The following is a 17366-nucleotide window of genomic DNA, read 5'->3' on the forward strand; positions in this document are numbered from 1 at the left end:
AACCCGTCACACTGGCGGCTTTAACCCAAAACGCGCAGACAACTACAATAAGTGCCCGGCCCGAACTTTCAATGCTAAGGGTGAAATTTTCACCAAGAGGGTTGCACCACGTTCCGCTACGTTGGCTTATGTGAAGCTCCTGGTATTTTCTGAAGCCCTACTGAGACAGTGAGTACAAGGATATACGAAGTCCGGGGAGAAAAAAGTTGACCGAATGACAAAATAAAAAGGCCTCCCACACGAGGTAGGAGGCCTTTTTTAGCAAAAGCTGTCGGGCGTACCCGGAAGCTTAGTAGCGACGTACCCGGTCGCCGTTGCTGCGACGGAATTCGTCTTCGAAGTACTGAGCATCTTCGGCGTTGCGGGGTTTTACACCCATCACAATACCACCGTTCTTGATGTCGCTTTCGTATTCAGCGGCGTGCTCTTCGGGGATACCCGAGCCTACCAGAGCGCCTACCAGGCCACCCGTCAGGCCACCGGCACCGGCACCGGCCAGAGCGGCGGCGATAGGACCAGCAATTACGAGACCCAGGCCGGGCAGTGCTACCGAAGTACCGATGGCAGCAATGGCACCAATTACGGCACCAGCCGTGCCACCGATGGCCGAGCCTACGCCAGCACCTTCCATAGCTTTGTCACCGAGGTCCGTGTGGGCCGTGTTGTCACCGAAGTGCGTCTTGCGCGTCTCGTCCGACATCAGCAGGTTCACGTCGTCTTTGCCGTAGCCACGCGAGGAGAGCGACTGGTAAGCACGCTCGGCACTGTCACGGTCACGGAACGAGCTGGTCAGCATGTTCGGGCCCGAGGTATTCTGATAAGGCTGGCCGGTTACGGCGTGGGCCGCTTCGTCGGTAGCATTCTGTACGGCATCAATGCCGCGACCTACTACGGCACCAGCCGTGCCGGCAACTGCAGCACCTTTAGCCGTTGCACTATAGTCGTCGCCGCCAACATTAGAAGAAGTAGCACCCGTACCGGCGTTATAGCTGGTGTTTTCGTTGCTCGAGCTGGAGCTGTTGCCCATGCCCGTAGCATTGTTCGACGTGCCATAATTGGCGCCAGCACCAGTACCAGTATTTTGCGGGTTGAGCGATTCGTTGCTGTTCATTAGAGTAGGTTGTTGAGTGGGGAAAGGAATAGTTAAGGAGTAGTTGAAGAAAAGCTACTGGGAAGTAGCATGTGCTTCAGCTTCGGGGTTCTTAACGTGAGCTTTCCACGAGGGGTTACAAAAAATCTGTTACCAGTCAAGAGCTGGCCACCGTTTTTTGTTAAAAAACCTATCTAACGCCCAATAACCGCCTCTATTAGGCGAACTGCTCGTAGTTGGCCGGGTCGTTCCAGAAGGTGCGGCAGTCGCGCCGCAGGGTCTTTAGAAACTCCGGATCCTGTTTGAGCGTGCGCCACTCACCCAGCCCGAGCCGTTCGCAGAGCTTATAGAAATTGTCGCCTTGCCCTTTGGAGCCTTCCACTTTTACCAGGCAACTCAGAATCGGGCGGCCCGCTTGGTACTCATTTTCCGAAATCTCGGCCAGCAGCTCGTTCAAACGGGCTTTCTCATGGGAAATATCCAGATTGAAACCGAGCTCGGCTTCTTGTACCAGATTGAGGTAGCTGGTGGTGCCCACCTGATGACGGGCAAAACGGATCAAATGGCTACGAACTCGGCCGATCATTTGGGTAGGGAGCGAAATGGGTGCTGAAAGTAACAAAAAAGGCCCACAACCCAGAATTAACGTTTCTGAGTTGTGGGCCGCCGCTAGCCAAAACTGTGCCGGGGAGGGAAAATCCTATTTTTGAGCCTTGCGGCGCGCTATTTCTTTTTGAATTAGCAGGAACTCGCGGCTACTCTGGCCCGCAATGGCCGTGTTTTCGTCGGCCCGCCGCAGCAGGTAGGGCATCACCGACTCCACGGGGCCGTAGGGCACGTATTTGGCCGTGTTGTAGCCCGCGTTGGCCAGGTTGTAGGTAAGGTTGTCGCTCATGCCGTAGAGCTGGGCAAACCAGATGCGCGGGTCGCCGGGACGCAGGTTGGCCTCGTGCATGAGTTCGGTCAGCAGTAAGGAGCTGGCCTCGTTGTGGGTACCGGCGCAGATGCTGATCCGGTCGGCGTGGGTTACGCAGTATCGCAGGGCCTCGTCGTAGAGCTGGTCGGTGGCGTCCTTAGTGGGGTTGATGGGGTTCTTATAGCCCCGCTGGGTGGCCACGCGGCCTTCCTTTTCCATGTAGGCCCCGCGCACGAGTTTGCCGCCCAGGTAGTAATTGCCCTGCACAGCCGCCGCGTAGGCCTGCTGAATGGCTTCGAGCCGGTCGTGGCGGTAGAGCTGGTAGGTGTTCCAGACGATGGCCGACTCGCGGTTGTACTTAGTCATCATCTCGTAGGCCAGGTTATCAATCGTATCCTGGAACCAGCTTTCCTCGGCATCCACAAATACCCGGACGCCATACTGGTGGGCGCGGGCGCAAATGGCATCCACGCGGGCTTTGGCGCGGTCGTAGCTGGTTTGCTCGGCAGCCGTCAGGGCTTTGCCGCTCTGCACTTTTTCCAGCAGGGCGCTGTCGGCCACGCCGGTGACTTTAAACACCGAAAACGGAATGTGGGTCGAGCGGTGGGCCAGGTCGATGGTGGCCAGAATTTCGTCGCGGGTGTGGTCGAAGCTTTTGTCGTTGCCTTCACCTTCCACCGAGTAGTCGAGAATAGTGCCGATGTTGTAGCGGCCCAGCTCCTCAATCACCGGTAGGCACTCCCGGATGGTTTCGCCGCCGCAGAACTGCTCGAAGATGGTTTTCTTGATCAGAAACTTCACCGGCAGATTCCACTTCAGGGCCGTTTTCATCAGGCCGCCCCCGGTCTTGACCAGGGTGTTGTTGTTCATAGCGGCAAACAGGCCGTACATTTTGCGCAGCTCGAGGTCCGATTTGGAGGCGAAGGCAACGGCCGTGTCGGTAAAGGAAATGGGCGGAGATTGGGTTACTGGCATGCGGGTGGCTAGCTTTGGGCGGGCTAATGGGAAAGGCCGGTTTGGCGGGGCGAAGATAGCCGTTAAACATCGTTTCGGGCCGCTTAGTTACCCTAGAGTCCCGCCTTTTTCCGGTTATAGCCACTGTGGGCGCAAGCGGAGCAGTTCCGCTTATTCTTTCTTTTTTACTCCTTCTATGGAAAGCGCAATTACCTCCGAAACCTTCTTCACCCGGCTACTGGCCGCCAAAGGGCAGCCGCTGCTGATAGCGGGACCTTGCAGCGCCGAAACCGAAGAGCAGGTCCTGACCACTGCCCGCGACCTGAAAGCTCTGGGCAAAATCGACCTGTTTCGGGCTGGAATCTGGAAGCCCCGCACCCGGCCGGGCTCCTTTGAAGGCGTCGGAGTAGGGGGCCTGAACTGGCTGCGACGGGTAAAAGAGGAGGTAGGCCTGCCCGTGACGGTAGAGGTAGCCACGCCCCGGCACGTGGAAGACGCCCTGGCTTACGGCGTAGACGTGCTCTGGATTGGGGCCCGCACCACGGTCAACCCCTTTGCAGTGCAGGAACTGGCCGATGCCCTGGCCGGAACCAACGTGCCGGTGATGGTGAAGAATCCGGTGAACCCCGACGTGGCCTTGTGGGCCGGAGCCCTGGAGCGGTTGGAGCGGGCGGGCATCACCCAGCTGGCCGCTATTCACCGCGGCTTCAGCACGTTTGCGCCCTCGCGCTACCGCAACGCGCCCACTTGGCAGCTGGCCATTGAGTTAAAAACCCGGTTTCCCCACCTGCCGCTGATCTGTGACCCCAGCCACATCGGGGGAAAGCGCGACTTGCTGCTGCCCATTGCCCAGAAGGCCCTGGACCTGGATTACGACGGGCTGATGATAGAAACCCACCCCGACCCAGACCACGCCTGGAGTGATGCCGAGCAGCAAGTGACGCCCCAGCGGCTGGGGGAAATCCTGGCGGAGCTAAAATACCGCTACCGGTCCAGCGACAATGCCGACTATTTGAACAAAGCCGAGGAGCTGCGCCACAAAATGGACGTGGCCGACCGCGAAATCGTGGAAGCCCTGGCCCGGCGCATGTCGCTGGTAGAAGAGCTGGCCGAGTATAAAAAGGAAAACAACGTCAAGATTCTGCAGCTCGACCGGTGGAATGAGATTTACGCCACTCGCCTGCAGTGGGCCGAACAGCTGCGCGTCAACGAGAAGTTCGTGGCCGAGCTCTACAAGCTGATTCACCTGGAAAGCATCCGCAAGCAAACCGAAATCTTGCAGCGCCCGGAGTAGGCCGGGCTTAGGGCTTGCCGGCCAGCTCGCCGTAGTGGCTGGAGTGCTTGCCTTTATAGTAAATATTGCCGCCCTTGCCGTTTTCCGAATCCTGGAGGATGAGCTTGTTGCCCGAAACCGTGTAAAACTGCTGGCTGCGGTAGCCGCGGTAGATAATCAGGTTTTGGTCTTTGCGCCAGCCGTTGCCCACTACTTTGAGGCGAAACTTGGCCGCGCCAATCATGGCTCCATCCTGGAAAAAGCGCGCCCGTCCCCGCCGGTCGAATTCTACCTCGACGGTGTGGCCGGTAGTGGCTGGGGTAGCGGCCGTGGGGTTGGCGCTTTGCACCCATTCCCAACGCCCGACCAGCTGGTCTTCCATCGTCGGCACGGAGTCGCGGCTGCAAGCTGAACTGGTAGCCAACAAGGCACAGGTGTAGAACCAAGCGGAGTAAAAAGCTTTCATGGGGGTAGTAAAGTTGTTGTTACCTTCCTCGTCTAATGCAGATACTAACGAATATTTGCACCAAAGTAATTTTATTTTGACTTAATCCGCGTATCCACGCGAATTAATTTTTGTTTAACAATGAAAAAATTGAACAGTTTGGTTGCAATCGGGCCTCACGTATTGGCTGAACTGGCCGAAATGCTGCAGCAGAAAGCCGTAAGCCAGGTTTTTGTAGTAGCCGACAGCAACACGGTGCGGCACTGCTACCCGGTGCTGGAGCCTTACCTGCCCGCACACACGCTGCTTGAAATTCCGGCGGGCGAGGAGTACAAAACCCTGGCCAGCTGCGACACGGTGTGGTGCGCGCTGACGGAGAAGTCGGCCGACCGGTTTGCGGTGGTTGTCAACCTGGGCGGGGGCGTGGTTACGGATCTGGGTGGTTTTTGCGCGGCTACCTACAAGCGCGGCATCCGCTTTATCCAGGTGCCCACCACGCTCCTGGCCCAGGTCGACGCCAGCGTGGGTGGCAAAACCGGGGTCGACTTTCAGGGCTTCAAAAACCAGATTGGCGTGTTTCAGGAGCCGGCCGCCGTGTTCATTGCTCCGCAGTTCCTGCAAACCCTGGATGAGCGGCAACTCAAATCGGGCTACGCCGAAGTTGTCAAGCACTGGCTGATTGCCGACGCCGACGCCTGGGCTACCCAGCGTCAGGAAGGCGTACTGGTAACCGATTGGAGCCCCATTATCCGGGATTCGGTGGCCACCAAGCAGCGCATCGTGGAGGCCGACCCGCTGGAATCGGGGCTGCGCAAAGTGCTCAACTTTGGCCATACCGTGGGCCACGCCCTGGAAAGCTACCTGCTGGTGCAGCCGGGCCGGGAGATTCTGCACGGCGAGGCCGTAGCAGCCGGCATGATTTGCGAGAGCTGGCTGTCGGTGCAGAAAGGACTGCTGAGTGAAGCTGAGCTGGACCGCATTGAAACCTTCCTGTTCTCGGTCTTTGATAAAGTGCAGTTTGTGACTATGGAAACCGACGCCATTGCCCAACTGGCCCTGCAGGACAAGAAAAACAGCGGCTCGACCATCAATTGCACCTTGTTGCAGGGTATTGGCAAGGCCGTGTACGACCAGCCCGTGACCCTGGCCGAAATAGCCGAGTCGCTGCGGTACTATCATCGGCTGTAGCGGGCTAATTTGCGGCGTCGTTTCTTTTTCTGGCTTAAAACTCTTGTCACTCATCGATACTTCTTCCTCTCTGCAGCTGCAATGGACTGGCGGGCCGCTCAGCGGCAGTGCCCAGCTTCCAGCTTCCAAAAGTGAAAGCAACCGCGCCCTGATTATCCGGGCCCTGGCCGGCGGTGGGCAGCTTGCCAATCTTTCCGACGCCAATGACACCGAGCTCATGCAGCGCCTGCTAGCCACGCCCTTGAGCGCCGATACGCTGAATGCCGAAGATGCCGGCACCGTGATGCGCTTCCTGACGGCCTACTTGGCCGTAACCGGCCGGCAAGTGGAGCTCACCGGTACGGCCCGGATGCGGCAGCGGCCCATCGGCGTGCTCGTAGATGCCCTACGCCAACTCGGGGCCCGCATCAGCTACACTGAGCAGGATGGCTACCCACCATTGCAACTGCAAGGCTGGCAGCCCGAGCTGGCCGCCGATGAACCCGCCGAGCTCAGCGTGCGGGGCGACATCAGCAGCCAGTACATTTCGGCCCTGATGATGGTGGGCAACCAGCTGCCCGGCGGCCTGCGCCTGCGTCTGACCGGTAAAGTCGGCTCCCGGCCCTACATCCGCATGACCCAGTCGTTGCTGCAGCATTTCGGCGGGCAGTGCCGGGATTTGGGAGAGGTAATCGAAGTGCGGCCCCAACCTTACCACGCCGCCGATTATACCATTGAGTCGGACTGGTCGGCGGCTAGCTACTGGTACGCCATGGTGGCTCTGGGCCCCGAGGGTTCCAGCATCACATTGCCGGGGTTGCGCCGCCATTCCTGGCAGGGCGACCAGGCCATTGTTGGGATTATGAACCAACTAGGCGTAGCCACCGAGTTCCACGAAACCGGCGTGACCCTGACTCAGCAGCCAGTAAGCGCCGGCGTAGAGCAGGATTTCACCGACTGCCCCGACCTGGCCCAAACCGTAGCCGTAGTAGCCGCCGCCCTGGGTGTGCCGCTGGTGCTCACCGGCCTGGAAAGTCTGCGCATCAAGGAAACCGACCGGATTGCGGCCCTGCAAGCGGAGTTGGCCAAGTTCGGCGGTTCGTTGGTTGACGAGGGCGAAGGACGCTTCCGGGTACCGGTAGCGGAGTTCCGGGTAGCGGGTCAAACCATCGAAACTTACCACGACCACCGCATGGCTATGGCTTTTGCGCCGCTGGCGTTGCGCGGCCCGCTCACGGTGCTGGCTCCCTCAGTCGTACGCAAATCCTACCCGCAGTTCTGGGCCGAGCTGCGCAAAGCGGGTTTTGAAGTAACGGAACAAGCTTAGTGCTGTAGAGACTGAAAGTAGGCCGCCGAGTGCCGCAGCCGGCTGCCGTGCCAGCTGAACAGCTCCCCATCAACAATACGCACCGTGGCCGAGGGACAGATTTGCTGGAACTCGGCCACGTGCTTTTCGGCGAAAGGGTAGGGCTCCGACGACAGCAGAATAACGGCCGGCGCCGCGGCGGCCAGCTGCTCGGCGCTTATTTCGGGGTAGCGGCTCTGGTTGGCAAACACGTTGCGGAAGCCAGCCCGGGGCAGCATCGTATCAATAAACGTATTGCCGGCGGCCACCATGTAGGGCTTGCGCCAGATAAAGTACGCCGCCGGCGTGAGGGCCGCCGGCTCGGGCGGGGCGGCAAACGAACCGGCTATTTCGTCGGCCATTGCGTCGGCGGCGGGCTTGCGGCCGGTAATCAGCCCCACGCGGCGAATCATATCCAGGGCCTCGTCCAGGTTGCTGATGTCGCTGAGCCACACCGGGTATTTCTGCGCCAATTGCTCGATGCCGGCCTGGTAGTTTTCCTCCTTGTTGCCAATAATCAAATCGGGCCGCAGCGCCTCAATTTTCTCGAAGTCGAAGTTCTTGGTGCCCCCGATAATGGTGGCCTGCTGCCGGGCTTCGGCCGGGTGAATGCAAAACTTGGTCACGCCTACCACCCGGCTGCCCAAACCCAAATCATACAGCAGCTCGGTCTGGGAAGGCACCAGGGACACAATGCGCAGGGGCGGAAACGGCACCGCCACCCGCCGGTTCAGCTGGTCGGTGACGGTAAGCGGGGGCTGAACGAAGGGAAGCTCCACGGGCGGCAGGGTAGGGGTTAGAGCAGCTGGTAGTTCTTGAACTCGAACAGGCGTTTGCCAGTCGTTTTCTCAATCCAGTAGAGCAGCTTGTTCTTCAACGAAAACCGCTTCTGGGTCACGTCGATGTCAACGTGCCAGTTGAGACGGGCAATGCGGCGCTGCATGACGCGCGGGTGCTGGCCGGTAAATTTCTCCAGGGAGTCGAAGTCGTCGAAGTTGAACACGTCGGCCGTGGCCAGTGGCTGTTCCTCGGCGGGTTTGTCGCCGTGCCAGAACTGGTTGATGTGCTTCATCTTGCGCAGCATCTGCTCGGGGTTCTTCACCCAGCCGTAGTGGTATACGAAGCCGTCGGCAGGCTGTACGCGCAGCTTTTCGCCATTGCGCCGAAAGCCCTGGGCATCCTTGTAAGACGTAATGGCCTTGTCGTTGCGGATGATGCGCACCTCGTGCCCATACCAGCGGCGGGAGTCGCCCACGTAGTCGAACGTGCCGTAGAAGTGCAGGTACTTGAACAGCAGCCCTTCCACGCGTTTATCGGCTAGGTGCCGCTCGGCGGCAGCCCGGATGGCGGCGTGGTACTGCTCGGGCACTACCTCGTCGGCCTGAATGTAGAAAGCCCAGTCGGCATCGGGTGAAATCTGCTGAAAGGCCTTGTTGGTTTCCACGGCCAGCACCTGCCCGCCCTGGCGCAGGGCTGGGTCCCAAACTGAGTGCACAATGCGCAGCTTGGGCGAGTCGATGCTGCGAATCAACTCCTCAGTCCCGTCGTCCCCGTCGCCGATGCTGACCACCATTTCGTCCACCACGGGCAGAATCGACTCAATGGCTTCCACCACGGGATAGTCGTTGAGCACCGCGTTTCGAACGATGGTGAAGCCGGCAATTTTCATAACGGAGCAGGAGCAGAGGAAAACAGGATACAGAAACGCATGGCCAGCGTTGCCCGAAAGCAAGCCGGCCATGCGTTTTTAGAGCACGGGCGCAAAGATAGGCCTAGCTGAAATAACGGAAGTCGTGGCCGTCCTCGATGCGCAGCAGCGTCTCGTAGATGAGCTTGGTCACGTTGTCCACATCTTCGGCGTGCACGGTTTCCACCGTGGTGTGCATGTACTTCAGGGGCAGCGAAATCAGGGCCGAAGCCACACCCGAGCCGGAGTAGGCAAACGCGTCGGTATCGGTGCCGGTAGCGCGGGTGGCGGCGGCGCGCTGGAAGGGAATTTCGGCTTCCTGGGCGCTCTTGATAATCAGGTCCCGCAGATTGTTCTGCACCGCCGGACCGTAGGTAATAACGGGTCCTTTGCCGCAGTGCAGGTCGCCGGCCGTCTTTTTCTCGTACATCGGCGACTGAGTATCGTGGGTCACGTCCGTAATGATGGCCACATTGGGGTTGATGCGGTGGGCTACCATTTCGGCCCCGCGCAGCCCGATTTCCTCCTGCACCGCATTCACGATGTAAAGGCCGAAGGGCAGGGTTTTGCCGTTTTCCTTGAGCATGCGGGCTACTTCGGCAATCATGAAGCCGCCCACCCGGTTGTCGAGGGCCCGGCCCACGTAGAACTTCTCGTTCATCACCATGAACTCATCCTCGAAGGTCACGACGGAGCCCACGTGGATGCCCATTTCCTCGACTTCCTTCTGCGACGAGGCGCCGCAGTCCAGGAAAATCGTTTCGATGGTCGGGGCCTTGTCCTGCTCTACCTTGCGCACGTGAATAGCGGGCCAGCCGAATACGGCCTTCACCACGCCCTTGTCGGTGTGGATATTCACGCGCTTGGAAGGCGCCACCAGGGCATCCGAGCCGCCGTTGCGGCGCAGGTAGATGTAGCCTTCCTTGGTGATGTAGTTAACGAAGTAGCTGATTTCGTCGGCGTGAGCCTCAATCACGACTTTGTACTCGGCTTGCGGATTAATAACGCCCACGACGGTACCGTAGGTATCCACGAAGTACTCGTCGATGTAGGGTTTGAGGTAGTCAAGCCACAGCTTCTGGCCTTCTTTCTCAAAGCCGGTGGGGGAGGCGTTATTCAGGTAGCGCTGAAGGAAATCAAAGCTTTCTTGACGCATAAGCAGTAAAGGCAAACCGCGTTTTAAGCGGATGAGAAAATAAAACCGCACCTGCCGGAGGCCGCCGTAGCAACAGTTGCTAAAACGTATCGGGCAGGGCAGTTACGATATTAGGATTAAAATTGGTTTAATCTAGAGTGGAATATTCCCGTGTTTCTTGCGTGGCAGCACATCTACCTTGTTTTCCAGCATCTTAAACGCCCGAATTAACTTTTGCCGGGTTTGGGAGGGCAGAATAACTTCGTCGACGAACCCGCGGTGGGCCGCCCGGTACGGCGTGGCGAATTTCTGCTGGTATTCGTCCACCTTTTCCTGGAGCTTGGCTTCGGGGTCGGCCGCCTGGGCAATTTCGCGCTTGAAGATAATTTCCGCCGCACCTTTGGCGCCCATTACCGCAATTTCGGCCGTGGGCCAGGCGTAGTTCATGTCGGCCCCGATGTGCTTGGAGTTCATTACGTCGTAGGCTCCGCCGTAGGCTTTGCGGGTAATAACGGTGATGCGCGGCACGGTAGCTTCGCAGAAGGCGTAGAGCAGCTTGGCCCCGTTGGTGATGATGCCGCGCCATTCCTGGTCGGTGCCGGGCAAGAAGCCGGGTACGTCTTCCAGCACCAGCAGCGGAATGTTGAACGAGTCGCAGAACCGCACGAAACGGGCCGCCTTGGTCGAAGCGTTGATGTCGAGCACACCCGCCAAAACGGCCGGCTGGTTGCCCACAATGCCAATGCTGCGGCCCCCGAGGCGGGCAAAACCTACGACGATATTTTCGGCAAAGTTCTGGTGTACTTCCAGGAAGGAATCCGCGTCAATGATGCCTTCGATAACCTCGCGAATGTCGTAGGGCTGGTTGGGGTTTTCGGGAATGATGTTGTCCAGCGCCGGGCGCGACTCGTCGCCCTGGGCCTCGTAGGGCAGGGTAGGAGCCGTTTCCTCGCAGTTCTGGGGCATGTAGCTCAGCAGGGCCTTGAGGTGGTTGATGCAGGCCACTTCGTTGGCGCAGCTGAAGTGGGTCACGCCGCTCTTGGCCGAGTGGGTGCTGGCGCCGCCCAACTCTTCGCTGGTCACGTTTTCGTGGGTCACGGTCTTCACCACGTTGGGGCCCGTCACGAACATATAGCTCGTGTTTTCCACCATCAGAATGAAGTCGGTAATGGCCGGCGAATATACCGCGCCGCCCGCGCACGGGCCCATGATGGCCGAGAGCTGCGGAATGACGCCCGAGGCCAGGGTATTCTTGTAGAAAATGTCGGCGTAACCGCCCAGGCTCACCACGCCTTCCTGAATCCGGGCCCCGCCCGAGTCGTTCAGGCCGATTACGGGCGCGCCGTTCTTCATAGCCAGGTCCATAATCTTGACGATTTTCTCGGCGTGGGTTTCGCTCAGCGAGCCGCCAAACACCGTGAAGTCCTGGGAAAAGACGTAGATCAAACGGCCGTTTACCGTGCCGTAGCCCGTAATAACTCCGTCACCGAGGTAATATTCCTTGTCCAGGCCGAAGTCCTTGGAGCGGTGCATGACGAACTTGCCGATTTCCTCAAACGAGCCTTCGTCGAGCAGCAAATCCACCCGTTCCCGGGCCGTGAGCTTGCCTTTGGCGTGTTGGGCGTCGATGCGGGCTTGGCCGCCGCCGAGCAGGGCCTCCTGATTTTTGCGGTCGAGAATTTCGAGTTTGCTTAGTTGGGCTTCAGCGTGCGGATCGGACATTGAGGAAAGCGGTGGGATGAGTAATGAGGTCAAAGGTAACGTAAGGGCGCAAAAAAAGCCGCACCAGATTCGGGCGGCTTTCCCTTGCCAGGTTTTAGCGGTAAACAGGCCACCAAACAAAAAAGCCAGCCCTCTCAGGACTGGCTTTTTGTTTACTTAAAGCAGATTACTTGCCTTTCTCGGTGTCCGGCGACTCGGGGGCCTCTTCGGGCCGCTCGTCGCTGGCGAGGTTGGTTTGCTCCCCGCTCTTGCTCACGGCGAAGGTTAGTTCTTCCGCGCCTTCCGTGAAGTCGGCGGTGATGACGTCACCCTGGGCAATTTCGGCTTTCAGGATTTCCTCAGCAATCGGATCTTCGATGTACTTCTGGATAGCCCGGTTCAGCGGCCGTGCACCGTACTTGGGGTCGTAGCCTTTGTCGGCCACGAAGTCCTTGGCGGCTTCGGTCAGCTCCACTTTGTAGCCGAGCGTCTGAATGCGCGAGAGCAGCTTCGACAGCGAGATGTCGATAATCTTGTGGATATCTTTCTTCTCGAGCGAGTTGAAGACGATAACGTCGTCCAAACGGTTGAGGAACTCGGGCGAGAAGGTTTTCCGCAGAGCATTGGTGATGGTGCCTTTGGTAATCTCATCCAGGTTTTCCGTCCGGGCCTTGGTACCAAAACCAATACCAGCGCCGAAGTCCGCCAGGTCACGCGCCCCAATGTTGGAGGTCATGATGATGATGGTGTTGCGGAAGTCAACCTTGCGACCCAAACCGTCAGTCAGGATACCGTCGTCGAGCACCTGCAGGAGCAGGTTGTACACGTCGGGGTGAGCCTTTTCAATCTCGTCGAGCAGGATAACCGAGTACGGCTTGCGGCGGATTTTCTCCGTCAGCTGACCGCCTTCTTCGTAGCCCACGTAGCCGGGAGGTGCCCCCACGAGGCGCGATACGCTGAATTTCTCCATGTATTCGCTCATGTCGACACGCACCAAGGCGTCTTCCTTGTCGAAAAGGTAGGTAGCCAGAACCTTGGCCAGCTCCGTCTTACCAACACCGGTCGGGCCCAGGAATACGAACGAACCAATTGGCTTCTTGGGGTCCTTCAGGCCCACGCGGGTGCGCTGAATGGCTTTCACCAGTTGCTTGATGGCTTTGTCCTGGCCAATCACTTTGCCTTGCAGCTCTTCGCCCATGTTGAGCAGCTTCTGGCTTTCGTTCTGAGCCACGCGGCTCACGGGAATACCGGTCATCATGGCAATAACTTCGGCCACGTTTTCCTCTTTCACCGTGTAGCGCTTCTTCTTGGTCTCGTCCTCCCAGTTCTTTTTGGCCTGGTCGAGCTGCTCCAGAAGTTTCTTTTCCTTGTCGCGAAGCTGGGCGGCTTCCTCGTATTTCTGCGACTTTACCACCCGGTTTTTCTCCGTCTTGATATTCTCGATGCTCTCTTCAAGCTTCAGGATATCCTCGGGCACCACGATGTTGTTGATGTGCACGCGCGCACCAGCCTCATCGAGGATGTCAATGGCTTTGTCGGGCAGGAACCGGTCACTCATGTAGCGGTCCGACAGCTTGACGCAGGCCTCAATGGCCTTGTCGGTGTACAGTACGTGGTGGTGGTCCTGGTACTTGTCTTTGATGTTGTGCAGGATTTCGATGGTTTCCTCGGGCGTGGTGGGGTCCACCATTACCATCTGGAAACGACGGGCCAGGGCGCCATCCTTCTCGATATACTGCCGGTACTCGTCCAGCGTGGTGGCGCCGATGCATTGAATTTCGCCGCGGGCCAAAGCTGGTTTGAACATGTTCGAGGCGTCCAGCGAACCGGAGGCACCGCCGGCGCCTACGATGGTGTGGAGCTCATCGATAAACAGGATAACGTCGGGCGACTTCTCCAGCTCGTTCATCACGGCCTTCATCCGCTCTTCGAACTGGCCGCGGTACTTGGTACCAGCTACCAGCGAAGCCAGGTCGAGGGTTACGACGCGCTTGCCGAAGAGCACGCGCGAGACTTTCTTCTGGATGATGCGCAGGGCGAGGCCTTCGGCAATTGCCGTTTTACCTACCCCGGGCTCACCAATGAGGATGGGGTTGTTCTTTTTACGGCGCGACAGGATTTGGGCAACGCGCTCAATTTCCTTTTCCCGGCCCACGATGGGGTCGAGCTTGTCTTCCTCAGCCAGCTTGGTCAGGTCGCGACCAAAATTGTCGAGAACGGGCGTCCGCGACTTCTCCCCTTGCTTGCGCGGGGCGGCGCTGCTGCCCGCGCCACCGCGGCCGGCGCTGCCGCCAAAGAGTTTGTCGTTGTCGTCGTCGTCAGTGTCGGGGGCGCGGTCGGTGGGGGCAGTGTTGCCGTGGTAGTCCAGCGAGTCGCGAACGGCTTCGTAGTTCACGTTGAATTTGCTCAGGATTTGGGAAGAAATATTGTCTTCGTCGCGCAAAATCGACAGCAACAGGTGTTCCGTGCCAATGATTTCACTCTTGAAGATTTTGGCCTCCAGGTAGGTGATCTTGAGAACTTTCTCGGTCTGTTTGGTCAGGGGAATCGAGCCGGTGATGCTCGTGCCCTGGGTGGCCGTATTACGAGTGGCTTGCTCAAGGGCGTATTTCAGCTCTTCCACCGACACGCCCAATTTCTTGAGCAAGCCGATAGCAGTGCCTTCCCCTTCGCGAATCATGCCTAGTAATAGGTGTTCGGTACCGATATAGTCGTGACCGAGCCGGATGGCCTCTTCCCGGCTCAGGGAGATGACCTCCTTGACTCGATTTGAGAATTTAGCTTCCATGCAGATAAGTAATGAAGAAAAACGGTGCCCCGCAAGCCAAGGTTACTGAACAATGAGCGGGTTGGGCCGAAGTAACCTGAAAACAGGTAAATACGGGCGAAGGTTCGGAGGCAGTAATTGCACTACGCAAGAAAACTGCCGGCGGCCGGTCCCTGCATAAAAAGCAGGTCTAAGATGCTGAGTCCCGGTACAAAATCTTTACCAAACGTCTGCGGATAGGGCCGAACCGACTTCCTGTCAGGTTCTGTGCCATCCGGGGCCTTTGGTGTCAGACAATCGCGCCGGTCGAGCACGAGAGCAGGGGCGTACTGAGGGTGATACTCGGTGGTGAACTCCACGGGAGTGCGCAACCGCAGGCAGCGGAAGTAGAACCGCAGAAAGGCTAGATTGAGTTCGAAAAGTAGCGCGGGCTTCTGCAAGTAGATGTCGTGCAGATAATCAGCGTAATACTCAAAGTACGGAGTACCGCCGTAGGCGGTTTGCAGGCTGCGCCAATGCTGGTGCACCCAGTTCTGGCGGTAGTCGATTTCAATGGCTGAGGTTAGGACTTTTTCGCTGCGGTTGCCGTCAATAACGGGCACTGTGAGCGGCTTGACGCCCTGGTTGGTCAGAATCAGGCAGCGGTTCCGGTAGGTTTGCTTGCGGTAGTTGTCGTGGCGTTCCAGCCAGAGGGCGTCGTGGCCGGGCAGCTCGGCAAAGAACTGGGCGGGCGGGTTGTACTGGGATTCGAAGAGGATGGGCACGGAGGAGGTTAGGGAACAAGGAGGCGGAAAGCTGGGGCAAGAAAGGAGGAGTTCGTAGTATTTGCTTTATACAGAATGTAAATCCTCATTTAAATGCACCTTTGGCGGCTTCAGCGCTGAACCATTACCTTACCAAAACAGCTTTCGGAGCTTTACCTTGCCTTTTCATCCGTCAAACTGACACTATGCGCTCCTGGCTTTTGCTGTTCGCCTTATTGCTTACTGGCTCGTTGCAGGCGGCCGTACCCCCGCAACTGCTGCTGGACGTGGTCCGCTTCCGAAACGACGACATAGCGGTGAAAGGCGCCGTGGTTGAGCTCTACGCCACCGTGCCGGGTCAGTCACTGACGTATAAGCGGCGGGCACCGAAAGTGTTTCAGGCCGCGGCCAGCGTGACGTTGGAAATTATCCGCGAAGATGGTTCAGCGGCCTACCAGGAAACCATTACGCTCAAGCCGCCGGTGCTTAGCGACACGTCGGTAAGCTTGAAAAATCCGGTGAGCTTTCAGAAGCGGGTTTTGCTGCCCGACGGCAAGTACACGCTTCGCGGGCAGGTGCGCGACCAGTACCGGGCCGGGCAAAACAACGTGGTAGAGCAGCCCCTGCTTATCGAGTCGGGCAGCAAAGGATTGGCTTTGAGTGATATTGTGCTGCTGGCCCGGCCGGCCTCAAAGTCGGCGGAGGCTAGTAACTTTGTCCGCGGCGGCTTCAACCTGACCCGGGCCCCGGGTGGGCTCTACGGCCGTGGGGCCGACCGGGCCTTTTTCTACGGTGAGCTCTACAACGTGAAGCCCGAGCAAACGGTGCAGCTGCGCTACCGGCTGCGGCTGGCCGGGGCGGCCAAAGATGCGCTGACGACCAATGCCACCGTGAAGGGGGCCCTGGGGCAAAGCACGCCGGTAGTAGGGGAGCTGGATATGAGCAAGCTGCCCGGCGGCGACTTTACCCTGACCATTGAAGGCCGCGACGCCAAAAACAAAGTTCTTTTTACCAAAAATGCCCTACTGCACCGCAACGTGGCCGATTACGCGCCTGCTGGTGTGGTAGCTCCCCGATGACCGAACGAAGTACTCGCACTTACCACTGGGGCTACTTGCCCCTGCAGTGGCTCTTGATGGGCCTGGCCCACTTACCCTTGTCCGTGCTGCACGTGCTGGCCGGGGGCCTCTACGGACTTATGCACTACGTTATTGGCTACCGCAAGCGGGTGGTGCTGGAAAACCTGCGCAACTCGTTCCCGGAAAAGCCGGAAGCCGAAATTCAGCGGATTCGCAAGGGCTTTTACCGGCACTTTTCCCAGGTGATGGTCGAGATTCTGAAGCTGGCCGCCATGTCGGACGAGGAGCTGCGCCGACGCGTGGTTATCCGGAATCCGGAGCTGCTGTCCGGGCCCTTTGCCCAGGGCCGCACGGTGCTGGCCCTGGGCTCCCACGCCGGCAACTGGGAGTGGATTCTGCCGGCCGGAGCCCTGGAGTTTCCCGGCCGGGCCTACGGCGTGTACAAGCCCCTGAGCAACCCGTTCTTCGAAGACTTTCTGTTTCGGCTGCGCACCCGCAGTGGGGCCCACCTGATTCCGATGCGCGACACGCTGCGGGACCTTATCAAGCGGCGCACCGAAGGGCGGGCCATGAGCATGCTCACCGACCAGGCCGCTGGCCCCGAAGACCGTCCGTACTGGACCCAGTTTCTGAATCAGGAAACCAGCTTTTACAGCAGCGCCGACCGGCTGGCCAGCCAGTTCAACTGCCCAGTGGTGTACGTGAACATTAAGCGCGTGAAACGGGGCTACTACGAGCTGGTAATTCTGCCCCTGCACGACGGCACCACCCCGCTGGACAAGGATGGCTACGTGGTGACCGAAGCCTTTGCCCGCCACCTGGAGCGCGACATTCAGGCCGCCCCCGCCAGCTACCTCTGGACGCACCGCCGCTGGAAGCACAAACGGGGGGCTTAATGTGCTAATGATTAATGTGCTGATGCGCTAAGGCAAAACTCGTGTCTTTGCGAGCTTACGAAGCCATCCGTCCTCTGCGCAGATAGTCACAGTCTTTTACCAGAAAGCCCTTTCTCGTTGCTACGGGAAAGGGCTTTTCACATTAGAAGGCTCCGCACATTTCAGCGG

Annotated in this window: 15 protein-coding genes; 5 read left to right on the forward strand and 10 right to left on the reverse strand. The window is 58.6% G+C overall.

The window, feature by feature from the left end:
* Positions 1-289 precede the first annotated feature (289 nt).
* The 3 genes from CLV45_RS25575 to CLV45_RS02580 form a co-directional block, all read right to left on the reverse strand.
* Positions 290-1111 carry a hypothetical protein gene (locus tag CLV45_RS25575; RefSeq protein ID WP_394338473.1) on the reverse strand — a complete coding sequence of 274 codons (822 nt, stop codon included), beginning with the start codon at positions 1109-1111 and terminating at the stop codon, positions 290-292.
* A 196-nt stretch (positions 1112-1307) separates the two neighbouring features.
* Positions 1308-1652 (reverse strand): hypothetical protein, encoded by a 345-nt coding sequence (locus tag CLV45_RS02575; protein ID WP_317045089.1) that lies wholly within the window; start codon positions 1650-1652, stop codon positions 1308-1310.
* Between the two features lie 138 nt (positions 1653-1790).
* Positions 1791-2981, reverse strand: coding sequence for a proline dehydrogenase family protein (locus CLV45_RS02580; protein WP_100334833.1), 1191 nt, complete (start codon positions 2979-2981; stop codon positions 1791-1793).
* Positions 2982-3156: 175 nt separating this feature from the next.
* On the opposite strand from CLV45_RS02580, the gene CLV45_RS02585 reads away from it, so the two are divergent.
* A complete protein-coding gene (locus CLV45_RS02585; RefSeq protein WP_100334834.1) occupies positions 3157-4254 on the forward strand; it encodes a bifunctional 3-deoxy-7-phosphoheptulonate synthase/chorismate mutase type II in 1098 nt (365 codons plus the stop codon).
* 7 nt (positions 4255-4261) lie between these two features.
* On the opposite strand, the gene CLV45_RS02590 is transcribed toward CLV45_RS02585, so the two are convergent.
* Positions 4262-4699: a hypothetical protein gene (locus tag CLV45_RS02590; protein ID WP_100334835.1), complete on the reverse strand. Its 438-nt coding sequence runs from the start codon at positions 4697-4699 to the stop codon at positions 4262-4264.
* Between the two features lie 120 nt (positions 4700-4819).
* Between CLV45_RS02590 and aroB the strand changes: the two genes are divergently transcribed.
* Together aroB and CLV45_RS02600 are read left to right on the forward strand one after the other, a co-directional pair.
* Positions 4820-5866, forward strand: coding sequence for a 3-dehydroquinate synthase (gene aroB / locus CLV45_RS02595; RefSeq protein ID WP_100334836.1), 1047 nt, complete (start codon positions 4820-4822; stop codon positions 5864-5866).
* Positions 5867-5909: 43 nt separating this feature from the next.
* Entirely contained in the window at positions 5910-7172 is a 1263-nt protein-coding gene (locus CLV45_RS02600; RefSeq protein WP_317045091.1) for a 3-phosphoshikimate 1-carboxyvinyltransferase, read from the forward strand.
* Here the strand turns inward: CLV45_RS02600 and CLV45_RS02605 are convergent.
* From CLV45_RS02605 to CLV45_RS02630, 6 genes are all read right to left on the reverse strand, one after another.
* Positions 7169-7969, reverse strand: a complete 801-nt coding sequence (locus tag CLV45_RS02605; protein WP_100334837.1) for an ABC transporter substrate-binding protein — start codon at positions 7967-7969, stop codon at positions 7169-7171. The two genes, CLV45_RS02600 and CLV45_RS02605, sit on opposite strands and share 4 nt — an antisense overlap.
* A 17-nt stretch (positions 7970-7986) precedes the next feature.
* Positions 7987-8859 carry a glycosyltransferase family protein gene (locus CLV45_RS02610; protein ID WP_100334838.1) on the reverse strand — a complete coding sequence of 291 codons (873 nt, stop codon included), beginning with the start codon at positions 8857-8859 and terminating at the stop codon, positions 7987-7989.
* Between the two features lie 103 nt (positions 8860-8962).
* Positions 8963-10033, reverse strand: coding sequence for a M42 family metallopeptidase (locus tag CLV45_RS02615; protein ID WP_100334839.1), 1071 nt, complete (start codon positions 10031-10033; stop codon positions 8963-8965).
* Positions 10034-10165: 132 nt separating this feature from the next.
* On the reverse strand, positions 10166-11734 hold the full coding sequence (locus CLV45_RS02620; protein WP_100334840.1) for an acyl-CoA carboxylase subunit beta: 1569 nt from the start codon (positions 11732-11734) through the stop codon (positions 10166-10168).
* A 166-nt stretch (positions 11735-11900) separates the two neighbouring features.
* Positions 11901-14501, reverse strand: coding sequence for an ATP-dependent Clp protease ATP-binding subunit (locus CLV45_RS02625; protein WP_100334841.1), 2601 nt, complete (start codon positions 14499-14501; stop codon positions 11901-11903).
* A gap of 122 nt (positions 14502-14623) precedes the next feature.
* Entirely contained in the window at positions 14624-15244 is a 621-nt protein-coding gene (locus CLV45_RS02630) for a WbqC family protein (protein WP_245882580.1), read from the reverse strand.
* A gap of 185 nt (positions 15245-15429) precedes the next feature.
* On the opposite strand from CLV45_RS02630, the gene CLV45_RS02635 reads away from it, so the two are divergent.
* Together CLV45_RS02635 and CLV45_RS02640 are read left to right on the forward strand one after the other, a co-directional pair.
* Complete coding sequence (locus CLV45_RS02635; protein ID WP_100334842.1) at positions 15430-16302, forward strand: hypothetical protein; 873 nt, start codon at positions 15430-15432, stop codon at positions 16300-16302.
* Positions 16299-17198 carry a lysophospholipid acyltransferase family protein gene (locus tag CLV45_RS02640; RefSeq protein WP_170061800.1) on the forward strand — a complete coding sequence of 300 codons (900 nt, stop codon included), beginning with the start codon at positions 16299-16301 and terminating at the stop codon, positions 17196-17198. Before CLV45_RS02635 ends, CLV45_RS02640 begins: the two co-directional genes overlap by 4 nt.
* Positions 17199-17366: the final 168 nt, after the last annotated feature.

It is taken from the genome of Hymenobacter chitinivorans DSM 11115 (assembly GCF_002797555.1).
Lineage (GTDB): Bacteria > Bacteroidota > Bacteroidia > Cytophagales > Hymenobacteraceae > Hymenobacter > Hymenobacter chitinivorans.

Bases quoted from the DNA above. Each gene is read 5' to 3' on its own strand.
- CLV45_RS02620 (WP_100334840.1), bottom strand. From the start codon at position 11,734: ATGTCCGATCCGCACGCTGAAGCCCAACTAAGCAAACTCGAAATTCTC.
- CLV45_RS02590 (WP_100334835.1), bottom strand. From the start codon at position 4,699: ATGAAAGCTTTTTACTCCGCTTGGTTCTACACCTGTGCCTTGTTGGCT.
- CLV45_RS02625 (WP_100334841.1), bottom strand. From the start codon at position 14,501: ATGGAAGCTAAATTCTCAAATCGAGTCAAGGAGGTCATCTCCCTGAGC.
- CLV45_RS02615 (WP_100334839.1), bottom strand. From the start codon at position 10,033: ATGCGTCAAGAAAGCTTTGATTTCCTTCAGCGCTACCTGAATAACGCC.
- CLV45_RS02635 (WP_100334842.1), top strand. From the start codon at position 15,430: ATGCGCTCCTGGCTTTTGCTGTTCGCCTTATTGCTTACTGGCTCGTTG.
- aroB (WP_100334836.1), top strand. From the start codon at position 4,820: ATGAAAAAATTGAACAGTTTGGTTGCAATCGGGCCTCACGTATTGGCT.
- CLV45_RS02640 (WP_170061800.1), top strand. From the start codon at position 16,299: ATGACCGAACGAAGTACTCGCACTTACCACTGGGGCTACTTGCCCCTG.
- CLV45_RS02585 (WP_100334834.1), top strand. From the start codon at position 3,157: ATGGAAAGCGCAATTACCTCCGAAACCTTCTTCACCCGGCTACTGGCC.
- CLV45_RS02580 (WP_100334833.1), bottom strand. From the start codon at position 2,981: ATGCCAGTAACCCAATCTCCGCCCATTTCCTTTACCGACACGGCCGTT.
- CLV45_RS02610 (WP_100334838.1), bottom strand. From the start codon at position 8,859: ATGAAAATTGCCGGCTTCACCATCGTTCGAAACGCGGTGCTCAACGAC.
- CLV45_RS25575 (WP_394338473.1), bottom strand. From the start codon at position 1,111: ATGAACAGCAACGAATCGCTCAACCCGCAAAATACTGGTACTGGTGCT.